This window comes from Streptomyces hamibioticus, assembly GCF_047946815.1.
GTDB lineage: Bacteria > Actinomycetota > Actinomycetes > Streptomycetales > Streptomycetaceae > Streptomyces.
In genome coordinates this window covers 6,589,516-6,608,427 of record NZ_JBKKQY010000001.1, presented here as the reverse complement: position 1 = coordinate 6,608,427, position 18,912 = coordinate 6,589,516, and the positions used below count along the sequence as shown (strand labels likewise).

The following is an 18,912-nucleotide window of genomic DNA, read 5'->3' as shown; positions in this document are numbered from 1 at the left end:
GGATGGGGACATGGCACAGAAGATGACCGACGAGGAATGGCGGGCGTTCGTCTCGGACGGCACCCGGACGGGCAAACTGTCCACCGTCCGCGCCGACGGCAGTCCGCATGTGACGCCGATCTGGTTCCTGCTCGACGGGGACGAGATCGTCTTCAACACCGGCAAGAGCTCCGTGAAGGGACGCAATCTGGCCCGGGACGGCCGGATCGCCCTGTGTGTGGACGACGACCGGCCGCCCTTCGACTACGTCATCCTTCAGGGCCGCGCCCGCATTTCGGAGGAGCTCGGGGAACTCCGGCGCTGGGCCGCCCGCATCGGGGCCCGCTACATGGGCGAGGACCGCGCCGAGGAGTTCGGCGCCCGCAACGGCGTCCCGGGCGAACTCCTCGTCCGCGTCACCGTCGACAAGGTCCTGGCGCAGAAGAACGTGGCGGGCTGAGGGACGGCCGCAGGCCGCTGAGTGCCGCCGGTTCGGCGCGCCGGGCCCCACGGGCCGGCGGCGCGGCCGCCGGGGCCCGACCGGTGCCCCCGGTGGGGCACCTGGGCATCGCGTCACCCGACCGAGTCGAGCAGCCGGGCGGTGCGCATCCGCCCGGTGTGGTCGACCAGGCGGATCAGCACCTCCTTGCCGGAGTCCCGGTCCCGTGCGTCGCACAGCACGACGGGTGTGCCCCGGTCGTGGTCCAGGGCGCGGGAGACGTCCTGGGTACCGTAGTGGCGTGCGCCGGCGAAGCCGGCGCAGAGGTGTGCTGGAACGATCGCGTCCCGCTCGAACGTGTGCACTGCGGCGTCATCCGTGCCGGTGAGGAATCATGCGGACCATGAGCGACGACCACACACACGTCCAGGAGTTCTTCACCGCCCGCGCGACCGACTGGGACGCCCGGTTTCCCGACGACGGCCCCGCCTATGCCGCGGCGGTCGCCGAACTCGGCCTGCGCCCGGGTGACCGTGTGCTCGACGCGGGCTGCGGCACCGGTCGCGCGCTGACGCCGCTGCGGACGGCCGTGGGGCCCTCGGGGGTCGTCCTCGGGGTCGATCTGACCCCGGCCATGCTCCAGGCCGCCGTACGGGCCGGCCGGGACCGCGACGGGCGGCTGCTGCTGGCCGACGTCGCCGCGCTGCCGCTGCGCCCGGAGTCGCTCGACGCCGTGTTCGCGGCGGGCCTCGTCGCACATCTGCCCGAACCGGCGGCTAATCTGCGGGAGTTGGCGCGAGTGGTGCGGCCCGGTGGTCTGCTGGCGTTGTTCCACCCCATTGGCAGGGCGGCGCTCGCGGCCCGGCAAGGGCGGCAGACCTCCCCGGACGACCTGCGTGCCGAGCCCAACCTGCGGCCACTGCTGGCGGGTTCGGGATGGCGCATGACGTCGTACGTCGACGAGGACGCGCGCTTCCTGGCGCTGGCGGTCCGCGAGGACTGAGGTCACAGCGGAAACCGGCCGCTCGGCGAAGCGACCGGTTCGGCTGGCAACCGGTTCGGCTGGACCATCGGTTCGGCTGAGCCACCGACCCGGCTGAGCCACCGGTTCAGCTGAGCGACCGGCTCACTCGGCGGTTGACGTGTCGACGTGGCGGACCGGGCAGCCCCCTACACCCGGCACCGGGCGCGTGCCCAGCTCCGCCAGCCGGTAGCCGTTCGGGTAGCTCTTGATCTCCCAGTTCTGCCGGGCGTAGTGCGGGGCGCGCCGGGGCGGCATGAGCCGGACCGCGCGCCCGCGCAGGCGCACCGCGCGGCGCACGACGGCGCGCGTGGTGGAGCCCGGCGGGTCGTAGCGGAAGGCGCGCAGCAGAGGTTCGTCCAGCAGTGCGAGGGTGGCGGTGCGCAGCAGCGGGGCCAGAGGGCGCGGGTACCAGGAGGCCATGAGGTCGAGCGTGGCGTCGGAGACCCGCCGCGCGCCCTCGTCCCAGTCGAAGTGGGCCTCCTCGTAGGCGTCGAGACAGGCTTCGAACTCCTCGTAGGACTCGGGGAGGTCCCTGATCCCCATGTGCCTGCCGAGCGTGCGGTAGTGAACGGCGCAGGCGACCGTCTCGTGGCGGGACAGCCGGCGCCATCCGTAGGCGTCGATCCAGCGTTTCGGCATCACGACGAAGGTGCACAGGACGTAGCGCATGTCGTCGTTGGAGATGTCGTAGCTGCGGTGCATCTGGTTGATGCGCCGGATCGCCGTGCGCCCCTGCTCGCTGGCGAAGCCGTGCTCGACGACGGCGTCGAGGAGGAGCGAGGTGTCGTCGTAGCGCCGCTGTGCGCGGTCCGTGAGCTCCGCCGTCTCGGCGAGCAGCCGGCCGATGCTCGGTACGGCGTAGGTGCGGTAGAGGGCCAGTTCCAGGGCGCGGGTGACGTCCCACGGGAACTCGTAGGCCGAGACGAGCCGGTAGATCTCCGAAGCGTCCTCGTACGGGTCCATCCGCCGGATCCGTGCCAGCCGTTCGAAGCGCTTCACCGCAACCGTCCCCTTCTGCCGTGGAGGTTCCAACTCTACGTTGAACAGCGGGGGATGTGCCGTCAGCCGGGGAAGCACTCAGGGGTAGGTGGTCAGCATGATGAGCCGGGTCCGCAAGGCCTGGGCCGGATTCCTCGGCGCCTGGCGCACGGAGGGCGGGCAGGGGCGGGACACCCGCACGCACAACCTCTTCGAGGCCGCCGCCGCTTATGTGTCGGCATGTGCGGAGGACGATCAGGCACGCATCGACGAGGCGGCGGGCTGGGTGTCCCCGGAGGCGCTGTCGTTCGGGGTGAACGAGCTGGCGTGCCGCGCCGTCGTCGCCCTGGCGCGCGAACGGGGCGAGTCGCCGAGGGACGTGGCCCGCGCGCTCCTCGGGCTGCCGGCGGCCTGACGCACCGGACCCGCCGGACCCGCCGGACACCCCGAGTGGTCGGTTTCGCCCCGTCCACCCGGAAAACTGCAGCTCGTGGGCGTCCGAGTGGGCCGCGGAGTCGTGACAAGCCCCTTCCGGTCGCACTAGGGTGCGCGCCGTTGGGAGAACCGATGGGGAGGCAGTGATGGCCGGACCGGATGAGAGCGCCGTCGCCGCCGCGGACGACGCGCTGTATGTGCTCACGGCGGTGCTGCTGACACCGGCGAAGTTCCCGAGCGTGCTGGGTGACGACTACCCGGAGGCGTGTGCCGCGCTCGGTCTCCCACCGCTCGCCGACGGCTACGGGCTGGTGCTGGGCCAGGACGGCGCCGGTGCCCGGTGGACCGTCGCCATCGACGACGTCTCGCTGGTCGCCGTCGCCATCGCGTCATGGGACTGCGGCATGGAGTACGAACTGTCGCCGGACGAGCGCACGGTGGTCGCCGCCCTGCCCGGCTGGCCGCTCGCGGTGGCGGTGGCGGCTCCCGGGGTCCCCGCGCCGCACGATCCGGCTCCGGAACCCGGTGATCAGCCGGCGCTGACGCCGCCGGACACCACCGTCTGGGGGCCCGCCCAGCGCCGTCTGGGCGCCGACGAGATCGCGCTGCAGTGGGCGCAGTGGCGGGAGCAGATCGACGACACCGAGTTCCAGGTGGCGTTCCAGGTGGCGACCGGCGGCTCCGGCGCTGCCGAGGGCGCGGAGGGGGACGGCGAGGGGGAAGCCGAGGGACACAGCGGTGTCCGACGGGTGCTCGCGGAGGCGCGTGCCTACGTGGACACGCCACCGCCGCTCGGCCGGGTCCGGTCGTCGTTCGCACCGGGCGGCGCGCGCACGCTGCGCGCGGACGGCCCCGGGTGGTCGCTGGTGGCCAGGACGGACGACATCGCCTTCGTGCTGCTGGACGAGGAACCCGGTGAGGTTCTTCCGGTGGGCCGCGGGCCCGAGCTGCCGGGCCTGCTGGAGGCCCTCGACCGGATGGCCGTACGTCCCAGCTGATCCGCCGCCCGTCCGGCACCGCAGCAGATCGGCACCGCAGCAGATCGGCACCCCGGCAGATCGACACCGTGGCGGCCGACACCGAAGCGGTCGGCGGATCGACACCGCGGCAGCCGGCTACCAGGCAGGGGCACGCCCTCCTTGAGCGGCGCTGTCGACTGTCTTCAGACTGTCTTCAGACCCTGTGTCTCGGTCTCCTATGTCCCGGTCGCGAGCAATGTGTTGCCCACCCATGGATGGCCCGTCCACCGGCCCGCACGATGGGGCAGCACTCAGCTCCGCTCCCCCCTTGCGCCCTGGAGGCCGTGATGCCTGTGTCCCGTGGTGTTCCGTTCGTGGCCGCCGCCCTGACGGCGGCGGTGCTCACCGGTCCGGCACCCGCCGCCGCGACCACGGCGGGCGGTGATCACTGCGCACGTCAGGAGCGCGTCCGTGTGCCCGGCGCCGCCCTGCAGCGCACCGCCTGCCTGAACGACCTGACCACCACGGGGCTCGCGGGTACCCCGTACACCGACATGGCCGACCAGGCCGGGCTGACGGCCGCGGCCACCCACAAGCCGTCCGGAGTCCCCGGAATCCAGGTCGACGGTTACTTCCCGGACTCCTCGCGCTTCAACGACACGCACGGCTGGCGGCACGACGCGCAGTTCGTGATCCGGCTGCCCGACCGCTGGAACGGCGGTCTCGTGGTGACGGGCGCGCCGGGCACCCGCAAGCAGTACGCCACCGACACGGCGATCTCCGACCGGGTGCTCGCGCAGGGGTACGCGTACGCGGCCACGGACAAGGGCAACAGCGGCGTGGACTTCTACCGGGACGGGACCCGGCCCGGTGACGCGGTCGCCGAGTGGAACGCACGGACCACGCAGCTCACCCGGGCGGCCCGGCGGGCGGTGGCCCAGCGCTACGGACAGGCACCCCGCCGCACGTACATGACCGGCATCTCCAACGGCGGCTACCTCACCCGCTGGCAACTGGAGAACCACCCGGAGCTGTACGACGGCGGCGTGGACTGGGAGGGCGCGCTGTGGACCGGGAAGGGCCCCAGCCTCCTCACGTCGCTGCCCACCGCGGTGGCGTGGACGCTCGGTGCGGCGCGGGACGAGGACCTGCACGCGGCGGGCTTCGCGCCGGGGTCCGCGTTCCTCTGGCCGTATCACGAGAAGGCCTACTGGGGGGTGACGCAGAAGATCTACCGGGCCGAGTTCGACCCGTCGTACGACCCCGGCTGCCCCGGTCCGTCCGCCGGCGGCACCCTCGAAGAGATCCTCTCCCCCTGCCCGGCCGACGCGACGTACGACTACGCCTCGCGTCCCGCGTCCGTCCACCGCGCCGTGGCCCGGGTGGCACTGACCGGCCGTATCGGCAAGCCGATGATCACGCTGCACGGCGACCTCGACGCACTGCTGCCCAAGACGGCCGGTTCCGATGTCTACGCGCGCATGGTCGACGCGCGCGGACGGGGCGCACTGCACCGCTACTACACGGTCCGGGGCGGCACCCATGTCGACGGGCTGTACGACAGCCATCCGGAGCGGCTCCGGCCGATCCTGCCCTGCTACCGCGCGTCGTTCGACGCGCTGGTCGCGTGGGTCGAGAAGGGAACGGCGCCGCCCGCGGACCACACCGTCGACAGGCCCGCCGGCGGCGGCGTGGTCAATTCCTGCGCCCTGACCGGCGGACCTGCCGCGCGGCGCTAGCCTCTCAGCGGCCGAGCTCCTTGCGGGTGGTGCGGCGCAGCCTGCGCCGCTGTGACGGGTCCAGCGTGAGGTACGCGGCGGCCGGGACCCCCAGGATGATCAGGAGGGCGGCCCACCAGGGCAGCCAGATCAGCAGAAGGAGCCCGGCCGCCACACCTCCCGCGGCGATCTTGGCGTTCTTCGACATGTTGTCGCCTCCTTCGCGGCCTCTGCCGCTCTCTGTCCTGAAAACGGGCCCGCGCTTCCCGTGGTTCCGCACCGCGACCCTGAGACGTCCCTGAGAGTCCCTGAGTCGTCCCTGAGACGGGAGGCGCGCTTCGCCCCTGAGAGCATGTCGGCGACTCCGCCGGAGAGGGCAGCAGCACCCCTCCCCTGAGGGGTGACGCACTTAACAGCCGATCACACCTGATCAGCATCCGAGAATCTGTATAATCGGCGATTCCAAAACCAGCTAGTCAAATTTGAGGAATACGCCATCGCCGGACAGACGACCTCCCCGGCAACTGCCGCCACATCCTCCGAACTGGCCCGGTGCTGTGCCGTGTTCGTGCCCGGCGATCCGGCCCGCACCGGTGCCGTCGCCTTCTGGCGCCCGGACGGCGAGGCCCCTCCGGCCGTCCCGTCGGGCTCCCCGACGGAGCTGACGGTCGTCGTGCCCGGCGACGACGGTGTCGAGGCGGCGTGCGTTCCCGCCGTGCTGCTCCCGGTGCGGGCGGCCCTGCCGGTGCTCACGCGTGCGCGTGCCCGCACGGACGCACACCGGGCGGCCGTGTTCTGGGGTACGGCCGCCGTGCAGGCGCTGGCCTTCGTGGCGCGCGGGCTGCTGCTGCCGGGCCTGTCGGCGGGCGGCCACGACGCCTGGCGCGCCGGCCCGCTGCGGTCGGCGGAGATCGAGCGGATCCGCCATCTCGCCGCCGCGATGCCGCCCGAGGCCCATGCCGTGCCGGTGGACGATGCCCGGCCCCCGCGGCTGCCCGACCCGGAACGGCTGGTGCGCTCCTTCCTGGACGCCGTCGCCGACACCCTGCCCCGCTCCCCCGCCGCCGCCCTGGCCACGGGCGGCCCGGCGTACGCGGGCCGCGAGCCGCGACGCCTGCCCGAGCTGCGGGCGTGGGCGGACGACGTCGCCGCCGGACACGACGCGGGCGTGCGGCTGTCCCTGCGGATCGAGGTGCCCGGTCTGGCGGCCGGTGCGATCGAGGAGGCGGCGGGCGACGCGGCGCTGTCGTTCCGGGCCGTGCTCCAGGTGCACAGCGTGAGCGACGCCGCGCTCGTCGCGGACGCGGCCGGCATCTGGGCCGGCACCGCGGGCGACGGACTCGGCCCACGCGCCCGGATGGACACCCTGCTGGCGCTGCGGCGGGCCGCCCGCGCCTGGCCCCCGCTCTCACCCCTGCTGTCGGCGGCCGTTCCGGACGCCGTCGAACTGGCCGACGAGGAGGTCACCGATCTCCTCGGCCGGGGCACCCGGGCGCTGGCCGGCGCGGGCGTCGACGTGCACTGGCCCCGGGAGCTGGCCCGGGACCTGAGCGCCCGCGCGGAGGTCGGGCCACCCGACGACGAGTCCGGCCCGGCGGGGGCCTTCTTCGGCCAAGGGCCGTCGTTCCTGTCCGCCGATGCGCTGCTCGCCTTCGACTGGTGGTTCGCCCTGGGCGGCCGACGGCTCACGCGCGAGGAGCTGGACCGGCTCGCCGAGGCCAACCGGCCCGTGGTGCGCCTGCGGGACCAATGGGTCCTCATCGACCCCGAGGAGGCACGCCGTGCCCGTGCGCGGCAGGACCGCAAGATGACGCCCGTCGACGCGCTCGCCGCGGCCCTGGCGGGCTCGGCCGAGGTCGACGGGCACCGGGTCGAGGTGCGGCCCACCGGCTGGCTGGCGGCCCTGCGCAGGCAGCTCGCCGAACCGGAAGGGCTCGCGCCCGTCGAGCAGCCCGCCGCGCTGTCCGCGACGTTGCGGGACTACCAGCGGCGAGGGCTGGGCTGGCTGGCCCGGATGACGTCGCTGGGCCTGGGCTGCTGCCTCGCCGACGACATGGGCCTGGGCAAGACCATCACGCTGATCGCCCTGCATCTGCACCGGCAGACCGACGCGGCGGCCGCCGGACCCACTCTCGTGGTCTGTCCGACCAGCCTGATGGGCAACTGGCAACGGGAGATCGAGAGGTTCGCACCCGGTACGCCCGTGCGCCGGTTCCACGGCACGCGGCGCGACCTGGGGGACCTCGCCGACGGGGAGTTCGTGCTGACGACGTACGGCACGATGCGGCTCGACGCGCACCGCCTGGCCGGGGTGCCGTGGGGCATGGTCGTGGCGGACGAGGCCCAGCACGTGAAGAACCCGTACTCGGCGACCGCACGGCAGCTGCGCACCATCGGAGCACGCGCGCGCGTGGCGCTCACCGGAACGCCGGTGGAGAACAACCTGTCGGAGCTGTGGGCGATCCTCGACTGGACCACCCCCGGACTGCTGGGCCGGCTCGGCACCTTCCGCAGGCGCTACGCGCAGGCCGTCGAGGGCGGCCAGGACCCGGCCGCGGCGGAGCGCCTGACCCGGCTCGTGCGGCCGTTCCTGCTGCGCCGCCGCAAGTCGGACCCCGGCATCGCACCCGAGCTGCCGCCGAAGACGGAGACCGACCACCCCGTGTCGCTGACCGCGGAGCAGACGGGCCTGTACGAGGCGGTGGTGCGCGAGGCGCTCGCGGACATCTCCGGCGCCGACAGCATGCAGCGGCGCGGACTGATCGTGAAGCTGCTGACGGGCCTGAAGCAGATCTGCAACCACCCGGCCCAGTACCTCAAGGAGGACCGCCCCACCGTCGCCGGCCGCTCGGGGAAGCTGGAGATGCTCGACGAACTGCTCGACACCATCCTCGCCGAGGAGTCGAGCGTGCTGGTCTTCACCCAGTACGTGCAGATGGCGCGGCTCCTCGAACGGCACCTGAGGTCCCGGGGCGTGGCCTCGCTCTTCCTGCACGGCGGCACGTCCGTCACCGAGCGCGAGGCCATGGTGCGGCGCTTCCAGGAGGGTGAGGTCCCCGTCTTCCTGCTGTCGCTGAAGGCGGCGGGCACCGGGCTGAACCTCACGCGCGCGGAGCACGTCATCCACTACGACCGCTGGTGGAACCCGGCCGTGGAGGCGCAGGCCACCGACCGCGCCCACCGCATCGGCCAGACCCGTCCGGTGCAGGTGCACCGGTTGATCGCCGAGGGGACCATCGAGGACCGCATCGCCGCCCTCCTGCACAGCAAACGGGAACTGGCCGACGCGGTACTCGGCTCCGGCGAGGCGGCACTCACCGAACTGACCGATACGGAACTCGCCGATCTGGTGGAACTTCGAGGGGGTGCCCGATGACCCGGCACGACGACGGCATGGAGCGCACCTTCGCCGCGCTGCCGCCCGCGCGGGGGCGCGGCTTCGCACAGACCTGGTGGGGTGAGGCCTGGCTGAAGGCACTGGAGGACACGGCACTCGACGGCGAGCAGGTGCGGACGGGCCGCCGCCTGGCGCGCGCGGGAGCGGTCGGCGCGGTGTCGGTGCGTCCGGGGCGCATCACCGCGGTCGTCCACGACCGGGACCGCACCGCGCACCGGGCCGACGTCCTGCTGGCGGAGCTGTCCGACGCGCAGTGGGACCGGTTCGTCGACCTGGCGGTCGAGCGGGCCGGGCATGTCGCGGCCCTGCTGGACCGGGAGATGCCGACGCACCTGGTGGAGGACGCGGCGACGGCGGGCGTCGAACTGCTGCCGGGCATGGGCGACCTGGTACCGGAGTGCGACTGCGGCAACTGGGACCACTGCGGCCACACCGCGGCGCTCTGCTACCAGATGGCCCGGCTGCTGGACCAGGATCCGTTCGTCCTGCTGCTGTTGCGGGGGCGCGGCGAGCGTGCCGTGGTGGAGGCTCTCCAGGCGAGCCACCCGGCACCCGCGGCGGATGCGGCCTCCCGGCCGGAGGGCGTGGATGCCGCCGAGGCGTACGCGACCGGGCAGATGCTGCCCGCGCTGCCCGCCCTTCCCGAACTCCCCCGGGAGCCGGGCGTGCCGCCGTCCCTGGACACCGGGACCGCTCCCCCGCCCGGGGTCGACCCGGCCGCGCTGGCGTTCCTCGCCTCCCGCACCGCGGCGCAGGCGCACCACCTGCTCGCCGAGGCCCTGCGCACGGACCACGCCCGGCAGCCCCCGCAGGACGAACCGACCATCGCGCAGGATGCCGTACGACTGGCCGCGGACGCGGCGGGGCCGGCCGTCGCCGACCGGCTCGCGGGCGGAACGGGACGCGGCCGGGAGGCGTTCGCGGCGGCCGTGCAGGCGTGGCGGCACGGAGGCGCGGCGGGTCTGTCCGTGCTGGAGGAGGAATGGGCGGTGACGGGCGAGGCGCTCGCACGCGCGCGTGCCGCTCTGGAAGCGGCCTGGGAGGAGGACGAGCGGCCGTCGCTGCGGGCGCGCGCCAACCGGTGGACGGTCGCCGGCGCACCGCACCAGATCCGGCTGGGCCGGGACGGCAGGTGGTGGCCGTACCGCAAGGAACGCGGCCGCTGGGTACCGGCGGGCGCCGCGGCCCAGGACCCGGCGACGGCACTGGCCTCGGCGACGCCGATGTCCGGCGACAAGTCCTGAGGCCGGGTCCCGGGCCGCCCGCGCTCCGCCGTCCCGCGGTGTGCGGGCGGCTCCCCCGACCCGGCCTGCGGAGCACTCCTCCCGGCATGCAGAGCGCTCCGCGCGCGTGTGCGTTCAGCCGCGCGCCCCGAGCAGGTGGTCCATGGCCAGCTGGTCGAGGCGTTCGAAGGCCATGCCGCGGGCGGCGGCCGCATCGACGTCGAAGTCCTCGAACGCCGAGCGGTCGGCCAGCAGGGCCTGGAGGCCGTCGGCCGCGGTGGGCCGGGCCAGGTCGTCCAGCCGGGCGGCCCGGAGCGCCTCCTGCACCTCGGGGTCGGCGCGGAAGGCGGCGGCTCGCTCCTTGAGGATGAGGTAGTTGCGCATGCAGCCGGCCGCGGATGCCCACACCCCGTCCGGGTCCTCGGTCCGCGGCGGCTTGAAGTCGAAGTGCCGGGGCCCCTCGTAACCGGCCGATTCCAGCAGGTCGACCAGCCAGAACGCGGCCCGCAGGTCACCGGCTCCGAACCTCAGGTCCTGGTCGTACTTGATGCCGGACTGGCCGTTGAGGTCGATGTGGAACAGCTTGCCCGCCCACAGGGCCTGGGCGATGCCGTGCGGGAAGTTCAGCCCGGCCATCTGCTCGTGCCCGACCTCGGGGTTGACGCCGTACAGCTCCGGGCGCTCCAGCCGCTCGATGAAGGCCAGCGCGTGTCCGACGGTGGGCAGCAGGATGTCCCCGCGCGGCTCGTTCGGCTTCGGCTCGATGGCGAATTTCAGGTCGTAGCCCTGGGCGGTGACGTACTCGCCGAGCAGGTCGAAGGCCTCCTTCATCCGCTCCAGCGCATCGCGCACGTCCTTGGCCGCGCCGGACTCGGCACCCTCCCGGCCGCCCCAGGCGACGTACACGCGCGCGCCCAGCTCGACGGCGAGGTCGATGTTGCGGATGGTCTTGCGCAGCGCGTAGCGGCGCACGTCCCGGTCGTTGGCGGTGAAGGCCCCGTCCTTGAAGACCGGGTGGGTGAACAGGTTCGTGGTGGCCATCGGCACCTTCATGCCGGTGGCGTCCAGGGCCTGCCGGAAGCGCTTGACGGCCGCCTCGCGCTCGGTGCCGCTCGCGCCGAAGGGGATCAGGTCGTCGTCGTGGAAGGTCACGCCGTACGCGCCCAGCTCGGCCAGGCGCCGCACCGACTCCACCGGGTCCAGGGCGGCCCGGGTGGCGTCTCCGAACGGGTCCCGGCCCTGCCAGCCGACGGTCCACAGACCGAACGTGAACCTGTCCTCGGGTGTGGGCTGGTAGCTCATGCCGCGGCTCCTTGCTCGCTTGCGACTATTTCGTCATGGCGCTTTACAAATTAGTATGCGGGCGCATCCCTGGGAAGGGACAAGGTGTCCCCGAAGGAGTGATGCCCGGGCCGGCAGGGCTCGGGCACACGGCAAGAGCCCAGGTCAGATCCCGCAGAGCCGCGGAAGAGGGAGAAGTCCGATGTCAGCAGCCGAGGGTCCGCTCGTCGTCGGCGTGGACACATCCACCCAGTCCACCAAGGCGCTGGTGGTCGACGCTGCCACCGGCCGCGTCGTCGCCGGCGGCCAGGCCCCGCACACCGTGTCCTCCGGGGCGGGCCGGGAGAGCGACCCGCGCCAGTGGTGGGACGCCCTGTGCGAGGCGCTGCGGCAGTGCGGCGACGCGGCCCGGGAGGCCGCCGCGGTGTCGATCGGCGGACAGCAGCACGGCCTCGTGACGCTGGACGCCCACGGCGATCCGGTGCGCCCGGCCCTGCTGTGGAACGACGTGCGCTCGGCGCCGCAGGCGCGCCGTCTGGTCGGGGAACTGGGCGGGCCCCAGGCCTGGGCCGAGCGGACGGGCAGTGTGCCCAGTGCCTCCTTCACGGTCACCAAGTGGGCGTGGCTGGCCGAGCACGAGCCGGAGGCCGTCCGCGCCGCCAAGGCCGTACGCCTCCCGCACGACTACCTCACCGAGCGGCTGACGGGGCAGGGCACCACCGACCGCGGCGACGCGTCCGGCACCGGCTGGTGGGCCTCCGGGACGGAGGCGTACGACGAGGAAACGCTCGCGCGCGTGGGGCTCGACCCGGCGCTGCTGCCCCGGGTGGTCCGGCCCGGCGAAGTGGCCGGCACCGTCCGCGACAGCCACGACCTGCCGTTCGCCAGGGGGACCCTGGTCGCGCCCGGCACCGGCGACAACGCCGCCGCCGCGCTGGGACTCGGACTGCGACCCGGGATGCCGGTGATGAGCCTCGGGACGTCGGGCACCGTCTACGCCGTGTCGCAGCGGCGGCCCGCCGACCCGACCGGCACCGTGGCCGGCTTCGCCGACGCGCGCGGCGACTGGCTCCCGCTCGCCTGCACCCTCAACTGCACGCTCGCCGTCGACCGGGTGGCGACGCTGCTGGGTCTGGACCGCGACGCCGTCGAACCCGGTACGGGTGTCACGCTGCTGCCCTACCTGGACGGCGAGCGCACCCCGAACCTGCCGAACGCCTCCGGGCTGCTGCACGGCCTGCGCCACGACACGACCGCCGGGCAACTGCTCCAGGCCGCCTACGACGGTGCCGTCCACTCGCTGCTCGGCGCGCTGGACCTGGTCCTCGACGCCGACGCCGATCCCGCCGCGCCCCTGCTGCTGATCGGCGGCGGCGCCCGCGGAGCGGCCTGGCAGGAGACCGTGCGGCGGTTGTCGGGGCGCCCCGTGCAGATCCCCGAGGCCCGGGAACTGGTCGCCCTCGGGGCTGCGGCCCAGGCGGCCGGCCTGCTCACCGGAGAGGACCCGGCCGCGGTGGCCCGGCGCTGGAACACGGCCGCCGGGCCCGTGCTGGATGCGGTGGAACGGGACGAGGCGGCGCTGACCAGGATCGCCGGGGTACTCTCCGACGCGGCCCCGCTGCTGGAGCGGGGCACGGACGCCCGCTGACCGGGACGGGCCCGGACAACACCTGGGTGGCCCCGCCCGCGGGCACCCACCGAGGACGCCGGCGGCACGCACCGGGGACACCCCGGGCACCCACCTGCGACGTCCGCGGCCTCCCCCGCCGAGGACGTCCGTGGACGCCGGCCGAGGCCCTCCGCGGCCCCCGACCGAGGACTGAGGAGGCATGACCGCACCGTTGCACGAGGCACGCCCGGGCGGCTCCGGGCGTGCCCTGCCGGACACCCAGCAGGGCATGCGCCGTCGCAACCTGGCCCGGGTGATGCACACCGTGAGCGCCGAGGGACCGCTGTCCCGCGCGGCCGTCGCCTCCCGGATCGGGCTGACCCGGGCGGCGGTGTCGACGCTGGTGGACGAGCTGGTCCGCTCCGGTCTGCTGGAGGAGCTCGGTCCCGAGCGTCCGGGGCGGGTGGGCCGCCCCGGCTCGGCGCTCGCCGTCAGCGCGCGCGGCCCCGCGGGCATCGGCGCCGAGGTCGGCGTCGACCATCTCGCGGTCTGCGCGGTCGATCTGCGCGGCCGGGTGCGGGCGCGGGCGGTGCGGCACGGCAGCAACCGAGGCCGCTCCCCCGAACCGGTGGTCGAGCAGCTCACCGTCCTGGTGCGGCGGGTGGTGGCCGAGGCGGAGGCCGAGGGCCTGTGGCCGGCCGGGCTCGCCGTGGCGGTGCCCGGTCTGGTGGCACGGGACGCCCGGACCGTCGTACGCGCTCCCAACCTCGGTTGGCGCGATGTGGACCTCGGCACCCTGCTGCCCGTCGACGTGACGCCGGCCGGGGAGCTGACGCCCGCCCGGGACGTGCCGCTGACCGTGGACAACGAGGCCAACTTCGGTGCGCTCGCCGAGCTGTGGCTCGCCGACGGCACGCCTGCGGACTTCCTGCACGTGTCCGCCGAGATCGGTATCGGCGCGGCCGTGGTCGTGGACGGGAGGCTGCTGCGCGGAACGCGTGGTTTCGCGGGCGAGCTGGGACACGTACCGGTGTATCCCGACGGTCCGGAGTGCCCGTGCGGCGGGCGCGGATGCCTGGAGCAGTACGCCGGTGAGGGGGCGCTGCTGCGGGCGGCCGGCCTGGCAGCGGGCGAGGACCGCGTGGATCTGCTGGCCGAGCGCGCCGAGAAGGGTGACGAGGACGTACGCCGGGCCCTGCGTGATGCGGGGACCGCGCTCGGCATCGCACTGACCGGAGCGGTCAATCTGCTGGACCCCCGGTGTGTGGTGCTCGGCGGCGCGCTGTCCGGGCTCGCGCCCTGGCTGCTGACATCGCTGCGGGAGGAACTGGCCCGGCGGACGGCGGGTCCGGCCTGTCCCGTGACCGTGTCGCGACTCGGGCCCCAGGGCCCGCTGCTGGGAGCCGCGCACTCGGTGGTGCGGGCCGTGCTGGACGACCCGGCGTCGGTGGCGGAACGGGCCTGAGAAACCCCGGGGCCGGTCCGGGGGCTCCGAGACGGCTCCGAGGAGACGTGGGACGGGACTGAGCGGCCGCCATCACTCGATCGAGTGGCCGAGTTCTTCACAGTCGCCGGGCCATCCACCGGACCGGGACGCGTACTTCTGCGCAACTGCCCGGCGCCGTAGCGTGACTTTCGCTGAGCCGGACGCATCAGCGGTTCGCAACCCGGGGCATCGCACCGCCGTTGCCCAGGCTGTCCGACCCCTCCCACCCGCGTGGCAAGCTCCGAAAGGCGGCCCTCCATGGAACGAGCACGACCGCTCCCCAGCAGGCGGCGGCTCCTGACCGGCGCCGCGCTCGCGGCAGTCCCCCACACACTCCTGCCCGGCGCCCGGGCCGACGCCCGGCCCCAGGCCGTCGACTACCCGCTCGCCGAGTGGCAGCCGGCGAGCACCGCCAACTACACCAGGTCGAGCCGTCCCACGGCCCATTCGGTCGACTACGTGGTCGTCCACGTCACGCAGGAGACCTACGCCGACACCCTGGCGATCTTCCGCAACGCGCAGAAGAAGGTGTCCGCGCACTATGTGATCCGCTCCGCCGACGGTCATGTCGCCCAGTGCGTCCGCGAGGCCGACATCGCCTGGCACGCGGGGAACTGGGACTACAACACACGCAGCATCGGCATCGAACACGAGGGATGGGTCGACCGTCCCGCCTACTTCACCGACGCCATGTACCAGCAGTCGGCCAGACTCACCGCGGCGATCTGCACCAAGTACCGCATCCCCAGGGACCGGGCGCACATCATCGGGCACCACGAGGTGCCCGGCAGCGACCACACGGACCCGGGCCCGCTGTGGGACTGGACCCGCTACCTCAGACTGGTCAACTTCGCCTGACCGCCAGAGAACGCCACGTTCGGGTGGCCGGGCCGGGCGAAGTGGTTGTCGGCGGGCATCCCCGGAGTGACGATGTCCCCGGCAGCGTCGCCGTCCGGGAGGCCGAGCTGAGCGATCCATGGGTGGCTCTGGAGCCAGGAGCGGACCCCGTCGAGCATGCGCGGGTGCTCCGGCGTGCGCACGAGACGTTCACCCGGGTCGGCACCGTCCCGCGGCCGGTGCGCGCGGTGGTGGTGGAGTCGTGGCGACGTTCGGTCCGCGCCGGTGTCGGCCCGGACGGCACCGCGGACGTGGAGCTGGGGGACGGCGACCTCGGCGCCTACCGGGCCGAGCACCCACTGGCCCGCGTGATGCCCCTGGCGCGTGAACTCATGGGCACGTTCGCCGCCGACGGCGAGCACCTGCTCGCCGTCTCGGACGCGCACGGCAGGCTGCTCTGGGTGGAGGGGCATCCGGCCACCCGGCGCCGGGCGGGACTGATGAACTTCGTGCCGGGCGCGCGGTGGGCGGAGAGCGCGGTGGGAACCAACGCGCCGGGTACGGCGGTCGCCGTGGGCCGACCGGTGCAGGTCTTCGCGGCCGAGCACTTCGTCCGGCAGGCGCAGCCGTGGGCGTGCGCGGCGGCTCCGGTGCACGATCCGCGCACCGGGCGGGTGCTCGGTGCCGTCGACATCACCGGCGGGGACCGGCTCGCGCATCCGCACAGCCTGGGCTTCGTCCAGGCGGTCGCCCGGGCCGCCGAGTCCCAACTGGCGTTGCTGACACCGCGGCCACCCGCCGCCGACACGGCCGAACTGACCGCCCTGGGCCGCGACGAAGCCGTGCTGAGCACCGCCGGGCGCAGGCTCCGGCTCAGCCGGCGGCACAGCGAGATCGTGGTGCTGCTGTCCCGCCGTTCCGAGGGACTGACCGGTGACGAGCTGCTGTGCGCCCTGTACGAGGACGAGACGGTCACGCCGGTGACGCTGCGCGCCGAACTGGCCCGGCTGCGCCGCGTTCTGGGACCCGGCCGGATGGCGTCGCGCCCGTACCGGCTGACGGTGCCCGTCGAGTCCGACGCCGCCGTCGTCGAGCGGCGGCTGCGCGCCGGTGCGGTCTCGGCGGCGGCCGCGGCCTACGGCGGACCGCTGCTGCCCGGCTCCCAGGCGCCGTCGGTGGTCCGGCTGCGGCGCCGGCTCGCCGACGGGCTGCGCAGCGCGTTGATCGCGGGCGGTGACCCGGACCTGCTGGCCGACTGGGCACACGCGCCGTGGGGCGAGGACGACCTCGACGTCTGGCGGGCCCTGGCCGCGCTACGGCCGACGGCCGCGACGCGCTCCCGGCTGGCGGCACTCGAAGTTGAGCTGGCGACACCCGACGTACGGCGAGCAGCAACGGCACCCGACGTACGGCGGGCAGCAGCGCCGGACGTGCGGCGAGCAGCGGCACCGGGCACACGGTGAGCATCGGCACCGTGTCTTCGAGGCGGTGTGCCCGGCGAACCGCCCGCCCGCCCACCCGCTCTCTGAATCGCCCCACGCACGCGTGCCCCGATGCCCGGCTCACCGAGGCCACCGGCCTCACCGGCCTCACCGGCTTCACCGGCTTCACCGGCTTCACCGGCTTCACCGGCTTCACCGGCTTCACGCAACGTCGCTGCAACGTCCCGGTTCCTACCCTCACGCCAGACGCTGCCCAAGGGCGGGCAGCACTTGTCGAGGGAGGCAGACCAGGATGACCCGTTACGCGGCGCCCGGCACCGACGGCGCGATCGTCTCCTACCGGTCGCGCTACGACCACTTCGTCGGCGGGGAGTACGTACCGCCGGTGCGCGGGCGGTACTTCGAGAACCCGTCTCCGGTGAACGGGCAGCCGTTCACGGAGGTCGCGCGCGGCACGGCGGAGGACGTGGAGCGGGCGCTCGACGCCGCGCACGCGGGACGCTGGCGATGACGGCTCCCGCCATCAGCAGCTCGTAGTGGATGTCGTTCGCGCTCTGGAAGTTCGCCAGGCCCGCGGGCAGGGTGAGGGTCTCGGGGCTGAGCAGGACGTACAGCGGCCACAGGAAGTCGTTCCAGTTGGCCAGGAAGGCGAGCAGACCCAGGGTGGCCAGGGCCGGCTTGGTCAGCGGCAGCACCACGCGCGCGAAGATCTGCCAGCGGTTGCAGCCGTCGATCTCGGCGGCCTCCTCCAGAAGGCCCCCCGGACCTCACCCGGCCGGTACCGGCCGCCGGAGGAGGTACACGGCCGCGGTCACGACCAGGCCGGCCATGCACGCGATGAACACCAGCCCCGCGCCTTCGAGGCCCATCGGTCCCGACAGCACCCCGACGCCGATGACCGGCACCGAGATACCGGCGTACGCCACCACGAACAAGGTCGAGATCACCGCGGCGCGCCGGTCAGCCGGGGACGCCCCGGCCACCGCGGACAGCGCCCCGCGGAACGCCAGCCCCTGCCCGGTCCCTCCCACGACCGCGCTCAGGAACACCAGGGACAGCAGGTCCCACCACAGCGCGCCGGCGAGCAGGGCCAGTCCTGTGAGGAGTCCGGCACAGCCCAGCGGCAGCGATCGCCCCGCCCCGACGCGGCCGACGGCCAGTTGCCCGGTGGTCGAGGCGAAGAACGCCAGCGCGACGACCAGGCCGCTGACGGCGTGGTCGTGCACGCTCAGGGACTGGGCGAGGAACGCGGGGCCGACCGAGGTGAACACCCCGAAGAGCGCGAACCCGACGAACGCGGCGGTCGCCGCAGGCCCGAACACGGCCCGCACTCGCGGCGGCACGCCGGGCCGCCGCGGCCGTACGGTACGCAGCGGACGCCGCTCCCGCACGGTCTCCGGAAGCCGCGCCAGGACGGCGGCCGAGGCGGCCACCAGGGCGAGGTGCGCGACGAACGGCAGGTGGAGCGGCCAGGCCGTGTACTGCGCGAGCACTCCGGCGAGCAGCGGACCGCAGCCGAGTCCGCCCATGTTCGCGGCGGTCGCGACGAAGGTGGCGCGCGAGGCGCCGCAGGCCGGTGCCGTCTCCATCACGTACGCCGTGGCGCCACCGGTGAACAGACCGGCGGACAGTCCCGACAGCAGCCGCCCCGCGTACAGCCAGTCCAGCCCGGTGGCGCACAGGAAGCAGACGGCGCTCACGGCCGCGAACCCGAGGCCCCACAGCAGCACCGGGCGCCTGCCCAGGGTGTCCGAGGCGTTTCCGGCCAGCAGCAGGACGCCGATGACCCCGAAGGCGTACACGGCGTACACGACGGTGACCGTCAGTTCGCCGAAGCCGAACTTCTCCTGGTAGAGGCCGTAGAGCGGCGTGGGCAGCGTGGTGCCGGCCATGCAGACGGCGAACACGGCCCCGCTGAGCAGACACCCGCGCCACTTTGGGAGATCACCGTCCATGCCGCCGACCGTAGCGCCGCCCGCGGCCCGGACGCGCGAGGAGCGTGGCGCGTCCGGCATGTACGCGTATGCCGGGCAGGCGGCGAGCGGCACGCTGGTCGGGCTGTACCGGCGCCGGCCGAGGACGCGAGGGCGCCAGCGCCCCGGTAC

At 74.0% G+C, this 18,912-nt stretch carries 16 protein-coding genes and 2 pseudogenes; 12 read left to right on the top strand and 6 right to left on the bottom strand.

The annotated features are described in order from the left end of the window. Nucleotides 1–10: 10 nt before the first annotated feature. Nucleotides 11–439, top strand: a complete 429-nt coding sequence (locus ACLGIH_RS30130) for a PPOX class F420-dependent oxidoreductase (protein ID WP_416528432.1) — start codon at nucleotides 11–13, stop codon at nucleotides 437–439. 113 nt (nucleotides 440–552) lie between these two features. On the opposite strand, the pseudogene ACLGIH_RS30125 reads toward ACLGIH_RS30130, so the two are convergent. Further along, nucleotides 553–732: pseudogene (locus ACLGIH_RS30125) on the bottom strand (ATP-binding protein); the annotation flags it as partial. Nucleotides 733–821: 89 nt separating this feature from the next. Between ACLGIH_RS30125 and ACLGIH_RS30120 the strand changes: the two are divergent. After that, the gene (locus tag ACLGIH_RS30120; protein ID WP_416528431.1) at nucleotides 822–1,421 is read left to right on the top strand and encodes a class I SAM-dependent methyltransferase; all 600 of its coding nucleotides are present in this window, start codon (nucleotides 822–824) and stop codon (nucleotides 1,419–1,421) included. Nucleotides 1,422–1,544: 123 nt separating this feature from the next. On the opposite strand, the gene ACLGIH_RS30115 is transcribed toward ACLGIH_RS30120, so the two are convergent. After that, nucleotides 1,545–2,441: an oxygenase MpaB family protein gene (locus ACLGIH_RS30115; RefSeq protein WP_416528430.1), complete on the bottom strand. Its 897-nt coding sequence runs from the start codon at nucleotides 2,439–2,441 to the stop codon at nucleotides 1,545–1,547. Between the two features lie 97 nt (nucleotides 2,442–2,538). Here ACLGIH_RS30115 and ACLGIH_RS30110 point away from each other — a divergent pair, with 97 nt between their 5' ends. From ACLGIH_RS30110 to ACLGIH_RS30100, 3 genes are all read left to right on the top strand, one after another. Beyond that, entirely contained in the window at nucleotides 2,539–2,835 is a 297-nt protein-coding gene (locus ACLGIH_RS30110; protein WP_416528429.1) for a hypothetical protein, read from the top strand. Nucleotides 2,836–3,001: 166 nt separating this feature from the next. Continuing rightward, nucleotides 3,002–3,853 carry a hypothetical protein gene (locus ACLGIH_RS30105; RefSeq protein WP_416528428.1) on the top strand — a complete coding sequence of 284 codons (852 nt, stop codon included), beginning with the start codon at nucleotides 3,002–3,004 and terminating at the stop codon, nucleotides 3,851–3,853. Nucleotides 3,854–4,161: 308 nt separating this feature from the next. Beyond that, complete coding sequence (locus tag ACLGIH_RS30100) at nucleotides 4,162–5,553, top strand: tannase/feruloyl esterase family alpha/beta hydrolase (RefSeq protein WP_416528427.1); 1,392 nt, start codon at nucleotides 4,162–4,164, stop codon at nucleotides 5,551–5,553. Between the two features lie 4 nt (nucleotides 5,554–5,557). On the opposite strand, the gene ACLGIH_RS30095 is transcribed toward ACLGIH_RS30100, so the two are convergent. Further along, complete coding sequence (locus ACLGIH_RS30095) at nucleotides 5,558–5,740, bottom strand: hypothetical protein (RefSeq protein ID WP_416528426.1); 183 nt, start codon at nucleotides 5,738–5,740, stop codon at nucleotides 5,558–5,560. A 288-nt stretch (nucleotides 5,741–6,028) separates the two neighbouring features. Between ACLGIH_RS30095 and ACLGIH_RS30090 the strand changes: the two genes are divergently transcribed. Together ACLGIH_RS30090 and ACLGIH_RS30085 are read left to right on the top strand one after the other, a co-directional pair. Continuing rightward, nucleotides 6,029–8,908, top strand: coding sequence for a DEAD/DEAH box helicase (locus ACLGIH_RS30090; protein WP_416529516.1), 2,880 nt, complete (start codon nucleotides 6,029–6,031; stop codon nucleotides 8,906–8,908). Beyond that, complete coding sequence (locus tag ACLGIH_RS30085) at nucleotides 8,905–10,173, top strand: SWIM zinc finger family protein (protein ID WP_416528425.1); 1,269 nt, start codon at nucleotides 8,905–8,907, stop codon at nucleotides 10,171–10,173. The genes ACLGIH_RS30090 and ACLGIH_RS30085 overlap by 4 nt, the downstream gene beginning before the upstream one ends. Before the next feature lie 114 nt (nucleotides 10,174–10,287). Here ACLGIH_RS30085 and xylA read toward each other — a convergent pair whose 3' ends face one another. Continuing rightward, on the bottom strand, nucleotides 10,288–11,454 hold the full coding sequence (gene xylA / locus ACLGIH_RS30080) for a xylose isomerase (protein ID WP_416528424.1): 1,167 nt from the start codon (nucleotides 11,452–11,454) through the stop codon (nucleotides 10,288–10,290). Nucleotides 11,455–11,635: 181 nt separating this feature from the next. On the opposite strand from xylA, the gene xylB reads away from it, so the two are divergent. From xylB to ACLGIH_RS30055, 5 genes and pseudogenes are all read left to right on the top strand, one after another. Then, the gene (gene xylB, locus ACLGIH_RS30075; RefSeq protein ID WP_416528423.1) at nucleotides 11,636–13,081 is read left to right on the top strand and encodes a xylulokinase; all 1,446 of its coding nucleotides are present in this window, start codon (nucleotides 11,636–11,638) and stop codon (nucleotides 13,079–13,081) included. 181 nt (nucleotides 13,082–13,262) lie between these two features. After that, a complete protein-coding gene (locus ACLGIH_RS30070; protein WP_416528422.1) occupies nucleotides 13,263–14,507 on the top strand; it encodes an ROK family protein in 1,245 nt (414 codons plus the stop codon). 279 nt (nucleotides 14,508–14,786) lie between these two features. Continuing rightward, nucleotides 14,787–15,386, top strand: a complete 600-nt coding sequence (locus tag ACLGIH_RS30065) for an N-acetylmuramoyl-L-alanine amidase (protein ID WP_416528421.1) — start codon at nucleotides 14,787–14,789, stop codon at nucleotides 15,384–15,386. 107 nt (nucleotides 15,387–15,493) lie between these two features. Further along, the gene (locus tag ACLGIH_RS30060) at nucleotides 15,494–16,828 is read left to right on the top strand and encodes a GAF domain-containing protein (RefSeq protein ID WP_416529515.1); all 1,335 of its coding nucleotides are present in this window, start codon (nucleotides 15,494–15,496) and stop codon (nucleotides 16,826–16,828) included. A 271-nt stretch (nucleotides 16,829–17,099) separates the two neighbouring features. Beyond that, nucleotides 17,100–17,303 (top strand): annotated as a pseudogene (locus tag ACLGIH_RS30055) (aldehyde dehydrogenase); the annotation flags it as partial. Here the strand turns inward: ACLGIH_RS30055 and ACLGIH_RS30050 are convergent. Both ACLGIH_RS30050 and ACLGIH_RS30045 read right to left on the bottom strand, forming a co-directional pair. Continuing rightward, nucleotides 17,242–17,502, bottom strand: coding sequence for an ABC transporter permease family protein (locus tag ACLGIH_RS30050; protein ID WP_416529514.1), 261 nt, complete (start codon nucleotides 17,500–17,502; stop codon nucleotides 17,242–17,244). The pseudogene ACLGIH_RS30055 and the gene ACLGIH_RS30050 overlap by 62 nt on opposite strands. A gap of 72 nt (nucleotides 17,503–17,574) precedes the next feature. After that, entirely contained in the window at nucleotides 17,575–18,762 is a 1,188-nt protein-coding gene (locus ACLGIH_RS30045; RefSeq protein WP_416528420.1) for an MFS transporter, read from the bottom strand. Nucleotides 18,763–18,912 lie beyond the last annotated feature (150 nt).